A 14,613-nucleotide genomic window follows, 5' to 3' on the forward strand; every position below is an offset into this window, starting at 1 on the left:
AATCGAATACGCTTTCATACCGAAAAATAGGTGAAAATCTGTACACGGAACAGGAAACCGCTCTAATCAGCAGTAATCAACGATTTACTACCAGCTTTTCGTTGCGGGTGCCTTCGTTGGATTGCAGCCGCACGAAATACAGGCCGGGGCTCACGCCCGTCAGCGACAGGGGTATTTGCTGCGGGCCAGCCGGGTACAGCTTGTCGCGCACCACGGCGCGAACCAAGCGGCCGGTTTCGTCGAGCAGCGACACCGTGACGGGGCCGGGCCGCTCCAGTTGGAAGTTGACGCTCGAACCGCTCACTGCGGCGGGGTTGGGGTACACGGCCATTTGCACGGTGCCCGGTGCGGTGGCGGTGCCCGGCACGGTGCTCAGCACCACGTTTTCGTCGCCGGCCTGGTAGGGCAGCACTTCGAAATAGGCCAGCAGCATTTCGGCCAGCGTGCTTTCGCCCCACTGCATCTGCTGGGGCGGGCTGAAGGGGTTGCGCGGGTTACTGGCCGTGTTGTCGTAGGTGATGTCGGCCATGAGACGCGAGCCGGCCGGCACGCGCTGCAGGCCGGTGAAGCGGTAGATACCCTGCCAGCGGAAATCCCAGTCGTTGATTTTTACCAGCCGAATGGTGTCGCCGTTGGGCTTCACGGCCCATATTTTCCAGCTTTTGTTAATGAAGTGCGCGTGCGGCGCTACGCTCAGCAGCGTGGCATCAATGGGCACCGTGTACTGGGCGTGGAAGGTTTTGACCTGCCCGGCCGGAATCACAAACGGGCCGTTGCTGAGCGTGGCGGGCGAAATCACGGGCACGGTTTGCACGTAGCGGGTAACGGGCTGCCGGGCGTAGAAAATATTGACGACCGAAGAGTCCTTCTGGCTGGTGGCGCTGGGGCCGTAGTGCAGCTGCAGCAGCACGCTGGCGCGGCGGTAGAGCTTTTTGCCCATGCCGGCCGGAAAAAACCGCGCCTGCGTGCCCGACACCCAGCCCGACCACATGCCCTCGACGGGGTTGAAGCCGAAACCGCCAAACTGCGTGTAGCCGTAGCCCGGGTCGGCCGCATCGAGGGCCTGGGCCTGCTGCGTGGTATCGAGGCCGATGATGGCGTGGTGCACGATGCGCTTGTTGCCGGCCCGAAATTCGATGGCGGCGATGTCGCGGTTGGCCGGGATATTCACCGGCAGCACAAACACGCGGTACAGGTCCTGGCCGTTGCCCTGGTGGGTGAAGGCTTGGGCCATGGGTATCACCAAATCGGGCGTGCCGAGCTGCGAGCCGCTGGGGAAGGTGGGTACCGGCGGCGTGAGCGCGGGGTTGCCCTGGGGCATGCCGTTATCGACCCAGTCCTTGAGCTGCTGGATTTCGGTGGTGGTCAGCGTGTTTTCGTCCAGGTAGTGGCGATAGGTGGGGTCGCCTTTCCACGGCGGCATGTAGCGCGTACCGGTCACGTACTTAATGGTTTGCCCATGGCTCGCCACCTCAGCATAGGTAGTGAGCGGAAACGGGGCCACCTCCCCCACCCGGTGGCAGCTGGTGCAGTGCTGGAACACCAACGGCGCAATGTGCTGGCTAAACGTGACCTGCTGCCCGGTTTGAGCCTGGGCACGCGGCCCCGACGCCAGCAAGGCGAGCAACAGGAAAAGTAAAGAGAAGCAGTGTTTCATGTGAGTGGGTTTATAGTTCATTCAGCACGACAGTTCTGTGTTACCAAAAGCCGCAAGGCATTCTTCAAACTTACTCAATAAAACAGCCCACGGGCTCGGTGTGGGACACGGCCACGGGCCGGCCGGCCATAACATCTGCCAGCGCATCGGCCAGCTCGTGGTGGCGCACCACGGGGCGGTGCTGCCCCAGGCCGGCGTAAGCATCGTTCAGGCGACCCTGGTAGAGCGTGGTACGGCCGTCGGAGCCCACCACCACGGCCTCGGGCGTGATGCGGGCGTGCAGCCGCTTGGTGAGGCGATGGCCTTTATCAGCCTGCAGCGCAAAGGTGAGCTGGTAGGTTCTGGCGAAGGCGGCCAGGCTGGCCGGGGTGGTCTCTTTGGCCGGAAACACGCCCACAAAGCGCACGCCCTGCGCAGCGTATTGCGCCTGCAGCTGCCGCAGCGGCAGCGTAGCAGCCTGGCTAATCGGGCAGGTATCGGCCAGAAATACGTACACCGTGACTCGGGGCGCCACGGCTGGGCCGGCACTGAATAACCGAAGCAGCAAGAGTAGCAATAGCGGCATAATGGGACAGTGAGGTTGTGCGACCGGTTTTCTGGAGTGACCGTAAGGAAACCGGTTCCGGGTTCGTTCAGATTGGGACCGTTGGATTGGTGATTCAGCTCAAAGTTTACATTTCATGCCGACAATGTTCTAACTCGGGTCTCGACAGCGCTGCGTGGGCGGGCCTGCTACGGGCAACCGCGGGTTCTCCCCAGGGCCGGATTTTCGGCCCGGTTTTCGTTTGCTTGCTTCAAAACCTCTTGCTTTGTGCTTATGACGCTCCTTTCTTCTCGCACCTTTCGCCGGCCATTGCTAGCCCTTTTGGCCGCTTCGGCGCTGCTGGCTGGCTCGTGTACCGCTCCTCGCGCCATTATTGCCACTGGTAAAGTCACGCCCAAGGGCGAGTTTCGGGTGGGCTACAACCAAGGCTTTAACCTGGCCACCGCGCCGCTTGATAAAGCCAGCAGCGCCGTGAAAGCCGCCGCCAGCCAGGCCGCCAACCAGGACCGAGTGGATTACACCGACGCCACCACGCAGCTGCAAGCCGCGGCCCTGGCCTACATCCTCGACCCCGTGCAGCCCACCGCCGACCTGAACATTCGCTACGGCATCATTCCGCGGCTTGATGCGGGCTACAAGTATGCGTTCGGCTCGCACGTTTTCGATGCCCAGTACCAGCTGCTGGGCCCCACCGGCACGCCCGAAAACCCCGGCCAGGGCGCGGCATCGGGCACTACGTATGCCAGCATCGGCCTACAGTTTGCCACGCAGCGCGCCAGGCTGCCCAGCCTGCCCTTCCTGTCGGATATCAACTCGGTGCTGAATTTCCGGGCCAACCGCAACGACCTGCTGGTGCCGCTCACGTTCAGCCAATCGTTTGGGCCGGAGGAGGAAATCGGGGCCATCAGCTACGGCCTGGTGTACGCCCACAGCTGGGTGAGTTACGGCTTTGCCCCCGAAAAAATCTACAACGGCGCGGTGAAGGTGCCGGAGCTGCCGCTGCAGTCGCGTAACTTCTCGTCGTTCGGCGGCTTCGTCAACCTCAAGCTGGGCTACCGCTATTTCTACGTCATCCCGGCCGTGTCGCTGTTCTACCAAAATTACGGCGACTATGCCCTGCTGAACGGCCAGAGCACGTCGCTAAGTGGCTTTACGGTAGTGCCATCGCTAGGCTTCCAGCTGCGCATTCCCAATTTCACGAAGTAGCAAGCCCCACACGGTTTCTGCTTGAAAACCCAACGGCCCTTGGGGCGCTAACCAGCTGGTTAGCGCCCCAAGGGCTTTGCATTGGGCTCCGGACTCCGGGTTAGCGGGCGAGGGGATATGAAGTTCTGTGGCTTTCTTTGTTGCCCGTTTTTCAAAACTTTACGCGTCCCCCGTCGCCTCACTTTCCTACCCCACCGATGGAAGCCCCCAACCCTGAATTCATGCGCGAAGCCATTCGCCTGTCCATCTCCAACATGCAGGCGGGCCACGGCGGGCCCTTCGGCGCGGTGGTGGTGAAAGACGGCCAAATCATCGCCCGCGGCTTCAACCAGGTTACCAGCACCCACGACCCTACCTGCCACGCCGAAGTTGATGCCATCCGCAAGGCCTGCAAGGAGCTCGGCACGTTCCAGCTCGATGGCTGCGACCTCTACACCAGCTGCGAACCGTGCCCCATGTGCCTGGGAGCCATTTATTGGGCCCGCCCGGCGCGGGTTTTCTACGGCAACACCAAAGCCGATGCGGCAGCCATCGGCTTCGATGACCAATTCATTTACGAAGAGCTGGACCGCCCCATGGCCGACCGCAAGCTGCCCATGACGCAGCTGCTGCGCGATGAAGCCCTAGCCGGTTTCCGCGCCTGGACAGAACTGGAAGGCAAGACGGCGTATTAGGAAGGAGATTGAGTGAGCAAAAAAGGCGGTCATGCTAAGCGCAGCCAAAGCATCTCTACCGCTTCGTTAAGTTCCGGCCAATCAGTTGCGCGGTAGAGATGCCTCGGCTGCGCTCAGCATGACGTCCTAGGGATTATTCTGTATCTCGGCCGTTGCTCTCCGCCCCCGCCCCGCTCCCACCGCTCACCACATGATTCAATGGAGATGCTTCGACAAGCTCAGTATGAAGTTCTTGGGTAATCCCTACCGCTCGGTTTCGCTGGCTCCGCTTTGGGGAATATTACCCTTGGCAAATTCCTCCGTAAAAATGCGGTAGCGGTCCAGAATGGAGCGCACGGAGCGCCGGAGCACGATTTCACCCATCGGGCCTTCGGGCACGGTCACGCCCGAGGCGTAGCCATTCCAAACGGCGCGGTTAGATTTCACGTCGATGAGCGTGACCAGTAGCGTGCCCTCGGCCAGTAGCAGGCGCACGGGCTGGTAGCCCTGGCGCTGGTCGGTAGGAGTGTCGTCGTTTTCCTCAATGTTGCGTTTTATCCACACACTGAGGTCTTCCTGGGCAAAGCCGTGGAAATTCATGTCGCCCTGGTACACCCGGAAGTTGACCAGCATATCGGGCCGCCGCTTGGCCAGGCGGTAGCCCTGAGCCAAAAAGCGTTGCTGAATAGCCTCCCGCAGAGACTGCCCCAGGCGACTGCTGTCGGCGGTGAGGCCGCTGCCCGTCACGAAATCATACGTGCGGTAGTGCCGAAAATTTCCTCGGTAGCTGTAGTCCGATTCGACGCGGGCTTCGCGGGTAGTCATGCAACCGGCCAAGGCCAGCCCGGCAAGCAGCAGTAGCGTAATAGTGGACTTCATACCGACAGGAAATTATCATGGCGAAATAGGACTACTAATCTACGAAACCTAAGGCACTTAGGGCTTGAAACCCGATGAAAATATTACAATGATTTTACCACTTGCCACCTGAGAAGCTGTTTGAGTTAATAAAACGGTCATGCTCATCTGGCGTCCGCTTGTCGAAGCATCTCTACCGCTTCGTTGCACCGGCTCAAGCGAAGCGATAGAGATGCTTCGACAAGCGGACGCCAGATGAGCATGACCGTTTCAGAATGATTTTAGCTCACTCAAACAGCTTCAAAAGTGCTCAAGCGCGTTCTGGGGCACACATTCGGCCATTTCGCACGAGCCCGTTAGCGGTAGCCGGCGGCTTGCAGGGCAAACAGCTCGGCGTAGCGCCCGCCTTTGGCCAGCAGTTCTTCGTGCGAGCCAATCTCCACAAACTGCCCGTTTTCGATAACCAGAATCCGGTTGGCCATGCGCACCGTGCTGAAGCGGTGGCTGATGAGCACGGCGGTTTTGCCCTTGGTGAGCTCGGCGAACCGCTGAAATACCTCGTGCTCGGCGCGGGCATCGAGGGCGGCGGTGGGCTCGTCGAGAATAAGGAGTTGGGCGTCGCGCATGTAGGCGCGGCCGAGGGCAATTTTCTGCCACTCGCCACCGCTCAGGTCCACGCCGCCGTTGAAACGGCGACCAATCATCTGGCTGTAGCCGCCGGGCAGCTTGGCGATGACGGTATCGGCCAGGCTCTGCTGGGCGGCGATTTCGATACGGGACTGGTTCTGACGCTCCTCAATGCGGCCCACGGCTAAGTTCTGGCCGGCTGAGAGCTGGAAACGCACAAAGTCCTGGAAGATGACGCCGATTTCCTGGCGCAGCTCGGCGGGGTCGTACTCGCGCAGGTCGTGGCCGTCGAGCAGGATTCGGCCCTCCGTGGGGTCGTACAAGCGGGCCAGCAGCTTGACCAACGTGGTTTTGCCCGCACCATTTTCGCCTACCAGCGCCAGCTTTTCGCCGGCCTCCAGCTGGAATGACAGATTTCGAATGGCCCATTTTGTACCACTCTTGTACTGAAACCCGACGTTTTCAAACTCAAACCCCTGCCGAATGGGCCGGGGGAAGGACCGCGCCGTTTCGCCGGTAGCGGCCTGCCGCACAATGCGCGGCCGCAGGGCAAAGAAGTCGAAAAAGTCCTGCAAATACAACGCGCCATCGGCCACGGAGCTGAAGCGGCTGAGGATGCCTTCGAGCAGCGAGCGCAACCGGGCAAAGGAACCGGCCAGAAAGGTGAGCTGGCCCAGCGAAATCTGGCCGGCCACGGTACGAGCAATGATGTAGACATAAGCCCCGTAGTAGCCGGCCGCGCCAATGGCCGAGAACAGCGCGCCCCAGCTGGCCCGGCGCAGCACAAGGCTCTTATTCTGGCGGTAGAAGTCATCGGAAAGCTCGCGAAAGCGGGTTATCAGGAAATCGGAGAGCCCGAAAATCTTGACTTCCTTGGCTGTTTCGTCAGACGCGCCGGTCTGACGGAGGTAGTCCAATTCGCGGCGTTCGGGCGTCCAGGAGTGGCTTAGTGAGTAGCTGCGCTCGTTGAAGTGCGACTCGCCGAGGAAGGCCGGCACCACGGCCAGCAGCAACAACCCCAGCAGCCACGGCTGGAAGGCCACGAGGCCCCCGGCCAGCAGCACGAGCGTCACGGTATCCTGGCCCTGGGCCAGCACCTGGCTCATGAGCACGGTGCGAGAGAGAGTTTGGCGACGGGCGCGCTCCAGCTTGTCGTAAAAGGTGCTGTCTTCAAACTGGTCCAAATCGAGCTCGGCCGCGTGCTGCATGATGCGGATGGAGGATTGGTTGGTGAACAAGTCGCCGAGCAGCGAATCGAGCAAAGCCACGCCGCGCCCCAGCGCATCGGCCAGCAGCACGAGGCCAAACTCCAGTGCTACCAGCGTGAGCACGGGCGTGAGCACCCGCTCCGAGGCGGGCAGCCGGGTGAGCGTCACCACGGCATCGATTATGAGCTTGCCCACATACAGCATGGCCAGCGGCAGGCCCGCCCGCAGCGAGCGCAAAGCAATGTTGGCCAGCGCCAGCCCAGGGCTGGTGTACCAGATAAGCTTGAGGAATGCCGGCAGATTGCGCAGGGCCGACACCCGCTCGCGCACGCTCACGGCGGGCTTGCCATCGGGCGCGGGCCGCTTGGCAGAAATGGATTTCAGGAAGTTGAACATTGCCGGGGCCGGGGCAAGCTTGGGGCCGGAAGTTCGGGGCCGGCCGTTTTGGCAGGGGGCAATCTCAATGCCTTAATTTGTCCAGCGTAACGCTACCCTACCCGCATGATAATACGCCGACACCTTTTTTACTTCAGCTTACTGGCCACGGCCCTGCCCCTGGCAGGCTTTGCCCAAACTCCTGCTACTCTGGCCGCGCCCCTCCCTCGTTTTTTCGTTGGTATCGGCGGCTCGTTTGGCGGCTACCCATTGCCCAAGCAGAGCGGTGTCAACGTTGCCACCTTCGTCCCGACGGTGGGCATGCAGCTGCGGTCCCGGCTGGCGCTGCAGGTGAGCGGGGCTTACGATGCCAGCCACTCCTACACCAGCTACTATTACGGCGATGGCCAACCCAACGGCGAGCAGGTGAAACGCACCAATTGGAATCGCACCCTGGTCGTGCCCGTGCTCGCCCGCTATGCCCTTACGCGACGCGCAACCCAACGTTTTCAGGCCGATGTACTCGGCGGCGTGAGCTACGTGCGGTTCAGTGTGCGCAGCGACGTTTTCAGGATGAGTGCTGACGGCGCGCTCCTCTCCACCAGGGAGGAAACCGCTACCACCAATAGCGCATGCCTGACGTTGGGAGGCGGCTTGCGCTACATCGTCTGCCCGCGCTTTGAGCTGACCGCCGATGCCGTCCTCAACCGCCAAATTACCAGCAGAACCCCTTCTTCCTACTGGGTCAATCCCAATCTTACAGCCGGCGTGCGCTACCGCTTCGGCCGGGCGCTGTAGCCGCTGCCTGGCGCGAGTTTAGCGCAGCGTAACTCGTGACCAGCCATGACGGGGAGGCTGCGCCTCCCCTGCCGCGCCAGCGGCAATGCGGGACCAAGTCGGCGGCTTGTTCTCACAGCTCGTTGCAGGGGAGGCGCAGCCTCCCCTGCAACCCGGGCACGAGTTACGCTGCGCTAAACTCGCACCAGTTACACCGGCCAACCGGCCAGTGCCGACCTTTGCGGCACCCATGCCCACCATTGCTCCCGCCCGCCCCTACACCATCGGCTTCTGGCTGATGTGCCTGTCCTCGTTTCTGTTTTTCCTCAGCTTCAACCTACTGCTGCCCGAGCTGCCCGACCACCTCACCCGGCTGGGCGGGGGCGAGTACAAGGGGTATATCATTGCCCTGTTTACGCTCACGGCGGCTATTTCGCGGCCGTTTTCGGGTAAGTTGGCCGACACCGTGGGCCGCATTCCGGTGATGGTGTTCGGGTCGCTGGTCTGCTTCGTATGCGGTTTTTTCTACCCATGGGCGCTCACGGTCACGGGGTTTCTGGGGCTGCGGCTGCTGCACGGGTTCAGCACGGGGTTTAAACCCACGGGCACGGCCGCGTTCATCGCCGACATCGTGCCCGTGGAGCGACGCGGCGAGGCCATGGGCCTGCTCGGCATAACCGGAGCGCTGGGCATGGCCTTCGGGCCAGCCTTTGGGTCGTGGCTGGCGAGTCATTTCTCCCTCAACACCATGTTTTACTGCTCCAGCGGCGTGGCGCTGCTCTCGCTGCTGGTGCAGGGCACTCTCACCGAAACCCTGCCCGTGGCCCAGCGGCAGCGGTTCAGCCCGGCGCTGCTGACCATGAAGTGGAGCGAGGTGCTGGAGCCGCGCGTGCTGTCGCCGGCCGTGGTCACGCTGCTGTGCCTGTTTCCTTTTGGAGCGGTACTCACCGTAATACCCGACCAGAGCCGGCTGCTGGGCCTCACCGGGTCCGATAAAGGCCTGTTCTACATCTGCTTCACGGTGGCTTCGCTGGCCGTGCGGCTGGTGGCGGGCAAGGCGTCCGACACCCACGGGCGGGTGCCGGTGCTGCGGTGGTCGGCGGGCGTGGTAGCACTGGGCCTGGCGCTGCTGGTGTGGGCCCCCACGGTGCCGTGGTTTCTGGCGGCGGCCGTGGTGTTCGGCATCGGCACGGGCCTCAACTCGCCCACGCTCTACGCCTGGACCATCGACCTAAGCCACCCCGAACACCGGGGCCGCGCCGTGGCCACCATGTACATCGCCCTGGAAATCGGCATCGGCCTGGGTGCTTTGCTGGCCGGCTGGATATTCTCCAACGTTCCCGGCCATTTGCCTTACGTGCATGCGCTAAGCCTGCTGTGCGTGCTCACGGCGCTGGTTTACCTGATAATTCTGCCGACGGAAGGCCCAATTCAGGTGCTGAACGCGGCAGAACCCACCCCGGAGCCCGCCGCCGAAGAGGTGGTGTAGTGCCCAGCACAAACCAACAATTATTTTAAGGACACTTGGTGAAATGTAGCTGAAGTTCAGGCTGATTTCCCTATTTTTAGGGGTTCGAAGATTGTCTACCCCATTCTTTTTTGTTGATGCCCACTTCTTTACTGCTTCGCCCGCTACGGGTGGTGCTGCCGCTGCTGGCTTGCGTGCTACTGGCCGGGGCGGCCCGGGCCCAGCCGGAGCCCATTAAATTTGGCTTGGTTGATTCTAAAGACCTGACGGCTATACCCTTCCCGGCCGACAGCGCGGCGGCAGTGGTGCTCTGCGATTTCGGCCGCTCGCACCTGAAAGGCAAAAACGACGGTTTTCAGGTAATTTTTGAGCGCGTAACCCGCATCAAAATCCTCACAAAAGCGGGCTACGACCAGGCCACGGTCGAAATCCCTCTCTACCACCGCGGCGAGAATCAGGAGCGGGTAACCAACCTGCGCGGCTTCACCTACAACCTGGTGAACGGCGCAGTGGAAAAAACCAAGCTGGAAGCCAGCGGCGCGTTCTTCGAGAAACGCACGGCCAACGTGAACGTGCAGAAATTTACGCTGCCCAATGTGCGCACGGGGGCCATCATTGAGTTTGCTTACACCCTGAGCTCCGACTTCCTGTTCAATTTTCAGGATTGGACCTTTCAGCGCGACATTCCGGTGCGCTGGAGTGAGTACCGGGTGAGCATTCCGTCGTTTTACCGCTACAAAATCATTTACCAGAGTTCGCGGGACTTCACCGTGAACGAGGCCCACATCGGCTCGACCACCTTACTCGTTGACCGCAAGCTGAATAATAGCTACGGCATGTTGGCGGGCCAAAGCACCGGCAGCCTCACCATCAGCGCGCCCACCGAGGAACGCCAATGGGCCCTGAAGGACGTGCCGGCCCTGGTGCCCGAACCCTACATGACCACCGCGCAGGACTACGTAGCCCGGCTCGACTTTGAGCTGACTGGTGAGCAGTGGCCCGACCAACCCTACCACGACCTGACCGGCACCTGGGCGCAAATCGACGAGCGGCTGCTGGCCGATGAGGATTTCGGCGGCCGCCTGGGCCGGGCCAGCCTGCTCAAAGAGCAGTTGCGGGACGTGGCCGCCCGCTTTCCCATCGTCACGGAGCGTGCCGCCGCCGTGCGCGAGGCCGTGATGGCCGCCGTGCGCTACGACGGCACCGACCGCTACCACACCACGGGCTCGCTGCGCAAGGCTTTTGATGCCCACCGGGGCACTTCGGCCGACGTGAACCTGCTGCTCATCGCCGCCCTGCGCGACGCCGACCTGCCGGCCCACCCGCTCCTGCTCAGCACCCGCGACCACGGCCACGTCAGCAAGGAATTTCCGCTGCTCGAGCGCTTCAACTACGTGGTGGCCCTGGTGCCCCTGGCCGGCGGCAAAGACCTGCTGGTGGACGCTACCGAACCGCTACTGCCCTGCGGCGTGCTGCCCGAACGCTGCCTCAACCAGGCCGGCCGTCTCATCATGAAAAACCCAGCCGAAGGCCGCTGGGTCGACCTCAGCCCCACCCAGCGCCACGTGCACTACCAGCAAATAGCCCTCACGCTGGATGCCCAGGGCGGCCTGACTGGCAAAGTGCACGAGGAGCGCGGCGGCTATGCCGGCACCGATGCCCGCCTGGACTTGGCTAGCCAGGGCGAAAAGAAGTACCTGGCCGGCTTGGCCCAGCGGCACGAAGGCTGGACCATACCCGCCAGCAAGCTGGGCCAGGTCGACGCCCTCGACAAGCCTCTGCTGCTGGATTACGACGTGGCCCAGCCCGCCACCGGTAGCGATGCTCCCGGCAGCACCCTTTACCTGAGTCCGCTCAGCGATTTCGGGCCCCGGCAAAACCCGTTTCGCCGTCCGAACCGCACGTTTGCTGTCGACTTTGGCGTGGCACAGGAAGAAATTCTGATGATTACCCTAACGCTGCCGGCTGGCTACGAGCTGGCCGAAGTACCCGCGTCCGCGCTGGTTACCCTGCCGAATGAAGGCGGCCGGTTCGTCTACAGCGTCAGCGTTGCCGGGCCGGGCCGGGTGCAGCTCACCAGTCGCCTGAGCCTGCGCAATACTGTGTACCCGCCCGATGCCTACGCCAGCCTGCGCGAGCTGTACCGCCTGCTGATGGCCCGGCAGAGCGAAAAGCTCATCATTCAGAAAAGAGCCGGCTAACCATCGGTTTTGTGCCGCCGCGCATTCGTTTTTCACAACCTCTCCATTCCCCTACAACTGCATGAAACTACCCCTATACACTGCCGCCACGCTGGCCACGATGCTGCTCGCGGCCGGTGCTGCGCAGGCCCAGGAACCCATTAAATTCGGCAAGCCCGACCCCAAGGATTTCACGGCTGCCCCCTTTGTGGGCGACAGCGCCGCGGCCGCCGTCGTGCTTTGCGATTTTGGCACCACCAGCTTCCAGCTCAAGGGCTCTAATTTCCAGCTGGTCACGGAGCGGATTACCCGCATTAAAATTCTCAAGAAAGCCGGTTATGACGCAGCAACGGTAACGATTCCGCTCTATCACCAAAACACTAACGAAGAGAAAATAAGTGCCTTACGTGGCACTACCTACAACTTGGTGAACGGCCAGGTGGTGAAAACCAAGCTCGAAAACAGCAACGCCTTCACGGAGGAGCGCACCGCCAACGTCCGCGTGCGCAAGTTCACGCTGCCCGACGTGCGCGAAGGGGCCGTGATTGAGTATGCCTACACCGTCACGTCAGACTTTCTATTCAACTTCCAGTCCTGGACGTTTCAGCGTGACATTCCGGTGCGCTGGAGCGAGTACCGAGCCAACATTCCCGAGTATTTCGACTACAAGATGCTCATGCAGGGCTACCACGGCATGGCAGTAAACTCACGGGAGGAAGGCTCCGGCCAGTACGTATTGCATACGAGCGGTAGTTTTGAGGGCGGCACGGGGGGCTTTGGCGGGAAGAGCGGGCGCGTTGCGGCCAGCAACGACATTATTACCGCGCAGGTGACCAACTACCACTGGGCCATGAAGGACGTACCCGCCTTCCGCGATGAGCCCTACATGACCACGGCCGACGACTACCTCGACCGCATCGACTTTGAGCTCGCCGGGGAAAAATTTCCCGGTCAGGCTTACCGCAACGTGGCCGGCACCTGGAGCAAGATTGACCTGGAGTTGCTGGGCGATGACAACTTTGGTATGCAGCTCGACCGGGGCAACTTTATGAAGGACCAGATGGTGGCCCTGGCCGCCAAACACCCCGAAGTAGCGGCCCGTGCCGCCGCCGTGCGCGAGGCCGTGATGGCCGCCGTGCGCTACGACGGCACCGACCGCTACCATACCACGGGTTCGCTGCGCAAGGCTTTTGATGCCCACCGGGGCACTTCGGCCGACGTGAACCTGCTGCTCATCGCCGCCCTGCGCGACGCCGGCGTGCCGGCCCAGCCGCTCCTGCTCAGTACCCGCGACCACGGCCGTGTCAACCAGTTGCTGCCCCTGCTCGAGCGCTTCAACTACGTGGTGGCCCTGGTGCCCCTGACCGGCGGCAAAGACCTGCTGGTGGACGCCACCGAGCCGCTGCTGCCCTGCGGCGTGCTCCCCGAACGCTGCCTCAACCAGGCCGGCCGCCTCATCATGAAAAACCCGGCCGAAGGCCGCTGGGTCGACCTCAGCCCCACCCAGCGCCACGTGCACTACCAGCAAATAGCCCTCACGCTGGATGCCCAGGGCGGCCTGACCGGCAAAGTGCACGAAGAGCATGGCGGCTACGCCGGAGCTTCGGCGCGCCGCGAGCTCACCCGCCTGGGCGACAAGAAATACATGGCCGAGCTGGCCCGCACCCATAGCAGCTGGACCGTGCCCAAGTTTGCTGTGGCCGAGCGTGAAAACGTGGCCAAGCCCCTGGCCGTGGACTACGAATTTGCCCAACCCGCCGACGACACCAACACGGCCACCACGCTATATCTGAGCCCACTGCAGGAATTCAACAATGAGCAAAACCCTTTCCACCACGATGACCGGCAGTTTCCCGTCGACTTCGGGGCAGCGCAGGACGAAATCACGGTGCTGACCCTGACCCTGCCCGAGGACTACGAGCTGGCCGAGCTACCCAAGCCCGCCGTGGTGGAAATGCCCGACAACGGCGGCCGGTTTATCTACAGCGTGAGTGCCACCGCGCCGGGCGTAGTACAGCTCACCAGCCGCCTGAATTTGCGCAAGCCCATGTACGGAGCCGACGAATACGCCAGCCTACGCGAGTTCTACCGCCTGATGCTGGCCAAGCACGGCGAGAAGCTGGTGATTAAGAAGAAAGCCTAACTCCTAACGCACCGCCTCCGACAATGAAAGCCCTGCTCTCTCTTTTTGCCGTGCTGCCGCTGAGCGGGCTGCTGCGGCTGCCCCCGGCCCCCGCCACCCCCGCGCCCAAATACGCAGTGGCCGACATTCCCGCCGCCCTCAGCGAAGGGGCCCACGCCGTGCTGCGGGCCGATGACGAGGTGGTGGCCGTGAAATCGGCCGGGCGGCTGGTGCATACCGTGCACCGGGTGGTGACGGTGCTCGACGCGGCGGGCGACGACCTGGGCCGCCACGCTGTATCCTACGACAACCTGCGCACCCTCAGCTACCTCCGCGGGGCCGTGTACGACGCCGAGGGCCGCCTGCTGCACCAGTTGCGCCCCGCCGAAATTCACGACCAGGGTATGGGCAGCGCCGAAGGCAGCTTCATGACCGATGTGCGCGTGCGCTACGCGGATTTGCGCCAGCCGCAAACCCCGTACACGGTGGAATTCGACTATGAAGTAGTGTCCGACAATACGTTGTTTTACCCCGAGTGGCAGCCCCAGGAGGCCGAAGGACTAGCCGTGCAATCTGCCACGCTACGGGTGGCTACCCCTACTTTATTGCCCCTGCGCTACCAGGAGCGGCAGTTACCCACCGGCACAACGGCAGCGCACACCACCGCTGGCAGTCAGGAGCTGTACGAGTGGAAGCTGGCCGGCCTGCCCGCCGTGGAGGAAGAGGAAGCCGCTCCCCCGCTGAGCGAAATCACGCCGGCCGTGGCATTGGCTCCCGGTGCGTTTGAGGTGCAGGGGCACAAAGGCTCCGCCGCCACCTGGCAAAGCTTCGGCCAGTGGAACTACGACCTCAACGCCGGGCGCGACCTGCTGCCGCCCGCCACCTTGGCCCGGGTGGCCGAGCTGGTGCGGGGCGAAACCGATGCCCGGGTCCGGGCC

At 62.5% G+C, this 14,613-nt stretch carries 11 protein-coding genes; 7 read left to right on the forward strand and 4 right to left on the reverse strand.

Translation table 11 applies throughout. From position 1 onward, the window contains the following. Positions 1 to 76 precede the first annotated feature (76 nt). Complete coding sequence (locus IEW17_RS19660; protein ID WP_188563768.1) at positions 77 to 1,657, reverse strand: T9SS type A sorting domain-containing protein; 1,581 nt, start codon at positions 1,655 to 1,657, stop codon at positions 77 to 79. 70 nt (positions 1,658 to 1,727) lie between these two features. Further along, positions 1,728 to 2,222: a redoxin domain-containing protein gene (locus IEW17_RS19665; protein ID WP_188563769.1), complete on the reverse strand. Its 495-nt coding sequence runs from the start codon at positions 2,220 to 2,222 to the stop codon at positions 1,728 to 1,730. A 252-nt stretch (positions 2,223 to 2,474) separates the two neighbouring features. On the opposite strand from IEW17_RS19665, the gene IEW17_RS19670 reads away from it, so the two are divergent. Together IEW17_RS19670 and IEW17_RS19675 are read left to right on the forward strand one after the other, a co-directional pair. Next, positions 2,475 to 3,407 carry a hypothetical protein gene (locus tag IEW17_RS19670; RefSeq protein ID WP_188563770.1) on the forward strand — a complete coding sequence of 311 codons (933 nt, stop codon included), beginning with the start codon at positions 2,475 to 2,477 and terminating at the stop codon, positions 3,405 to 3,407. 197 nt (positions 3,408 to 3,604) lie between these two features. Continuing rightward, positions 3,605 to 4,081, forward strand: coding sequence for a nucleoside deaminase (locus tag IEW17_RS19675; protein ID WP_188563771.1), 477 nt, complete (start codon positions 3,605 to 3,607; stop codon positions 4,079 to 4,081). A gap of 243 nt (positions 4,082 to 4,324) precedes the next feature. Here IEW17_RS19675 and IEW17_RS19680 read toward each other — a convergent pair whose 3' ends face one another. Next, complete coding sequence (locus IEW17_RS19680; protein ID WP_188563772.1) at positions 4,325 to 4,939, reverse strand: DUF4136 domain-containing protein; 615 nt, start codon at positions 4,937 to 4,939, stop codon at positions 4,325 to 4,327. Between the two features lie 335 nt (positions 4,940 to 5,274). Continuing rightward, complete coding sequence (locus tag IEW17_RS19685) at positions 5,275 to 7,149, reverse strand: ABC transporter ATP-binding protein (protein WP_188563773.1); 1,875 nt, start codon at positions 7,147 to 7,149, stop codon at positions 5,275 to 5,277. A 105-nt stretch (positions 7,150 to 7,254) separates the two neighbouring features. Between IEW17_RS19685 and IEW17_RS19690 the strand changes: the two genes are divergently transcribed. From IEW17_RS19690 to IEW17_RS19710, 5 genes are all read left to right on the forward strand, one after another. Further along, entirely contained in the window at positions 7,255 to 7,926 is a 672-nt protein-coding gene (locus tag IEW17_RS19690; RefSeq protein WP_188563774.1) for a hypothetical protein, read from the forward strand. A 229-nt stretch (positions 7,927 to 8,155) separates the two neighbouring features. Beyond that, positions 8,156 to 9,394 carry an MFS transporter gene (locus IEW17_RS19695; protein ID WP_188563775.1) on the forward strand — a complete coding sequence of 413 codons (1,239 nt, stop codon included), beginning with the start codon at positions 8,156 to 8,158 and terminating at the stop codon, positions 9,392 to 9,394. Between the two features lie 116 nt (positions 9,395 to 9,510). After that, complete coding sequence (locus tag IEW17_RS19700; protein WP_188563776.1) at positions 9,511 to 11,574, forward strand: DUF3858 domain-containing protein; 2,064 nt, start codon at positions 9,511 to 9,513, stop codon at positions 11,572 to 11,574. Between the two features lie 61 nt (positions 11,575 to 11,635). Continuing rightward, the gene (locus IEW17_RS19705; protein ID WP_188563777.1) at positions 11,636 to 13,696 is read left to right on the forward strand and encodes a DUF3857 domain-containing protein; all 2,061 of its coding nucleotides are present in this window, start codon (positions 11,636 to 11,638) and stop codon (positions 13,694 to 13,696) included. A 23-nt stretch (positions 13,697 to 13,719) separates the two neighbouring features. Beyond that, positions 13,720 to 14,613 (forward strand): DUF3857 domain-containing protein (locus tag IEW17_RS19710; RefSeq protein WP_188563778.1); only part of this gene is annotated, 894 nt, incomplete at its 3' end.

Source organism: Hymenobacter frigidus, assembly GCF_014640435.1.
In the GTDB taxonomy this organism is placed as follows: Bacteria; Bacteroidota; Bacteroidia; order Cytophagales; family Hymenobacteraceae; genus Hymenobacter; species Hymenobacter frigidus.

What these genes read in the sequence shown, in the direction of transcription:
- IEW17_RS19660 (WP_188563768.1), bottom strand. Translation starts at nt 1,657, where the DNA reads ATGAAACACTGCTTCTCTTTACTTTTCCTGTTGCTCGCCTTGCTGGCG.
- IEW17_RS19665 (WP_188563769.1), bottom strand. Translation starts at nt 2,222, where the DNA reads ATGCCGCTATTGCTACTCTTGCTGCTTCGGTTATTCAGTGCCGGCCCA.
- IEW17_RS19670 (WP_188563770.1), top strand. Translation starts at nt 2,475, where the DNA reads ATGACGCTCCTTTCTTCTCGCACCTTTCGCCGGCCATTGCTAGCCCTT.
- IEW17_RS19675 (WP_188563771.1), top strand. Translation starts at nt 3,605, where the DNA reads ATGGAAGCCCCCAACCCTGAATTCATGCGCGAAGCCATTCGCCTGTCC.
- IEW17_RS19680 (WP_188563772.1), bottom strand. Translation starts at nt 4,939, where the DNA reads ATGAAGTCCACTATTACGCTACTGCTGCTTGCCGGGCTGGCCTTGGCC.
- IEW17_RS19685 (WP_188563773.1), bottom strand. Translation starts at nt 7,149, where the DNA reads ATGTTCAACTTCCTGAAATCCATTTCTGCCAAGCGGCCCGCGCCCGAT.
- IEW17_RS19690 (WP_188563774.1), top strand. Translation starts at nt 7,255, where the DNA reads ATGATAATACGCCGACACCTTTTTTACTTCAGCTTACTGGCCACGGCC.
- IEW17_RS19695 (WP_188563775.1), top strand. Translation starts at nt 8,156, where the DNA reads ATGCCCACCATTGCTCCCGCCCGCCCCTACACCATCGGCTTCTGGCTG.
- IEW17_RS19700 (WP_188563776.1), top strand. Translation starts at nt 9,511, where the DNA reads ATGCCCACTTCTTTACTGCTTCGCCCGCTACGGGTGGTGCTGCCGCTG.
- IEW17_RS19705 (WP_188563777.1), top strand. Translation starts at nt 11,636, where the DNA reads ATGAAACTACCCCTATACACTGCCGCCACGCTGGCCACGATGCTGCTC.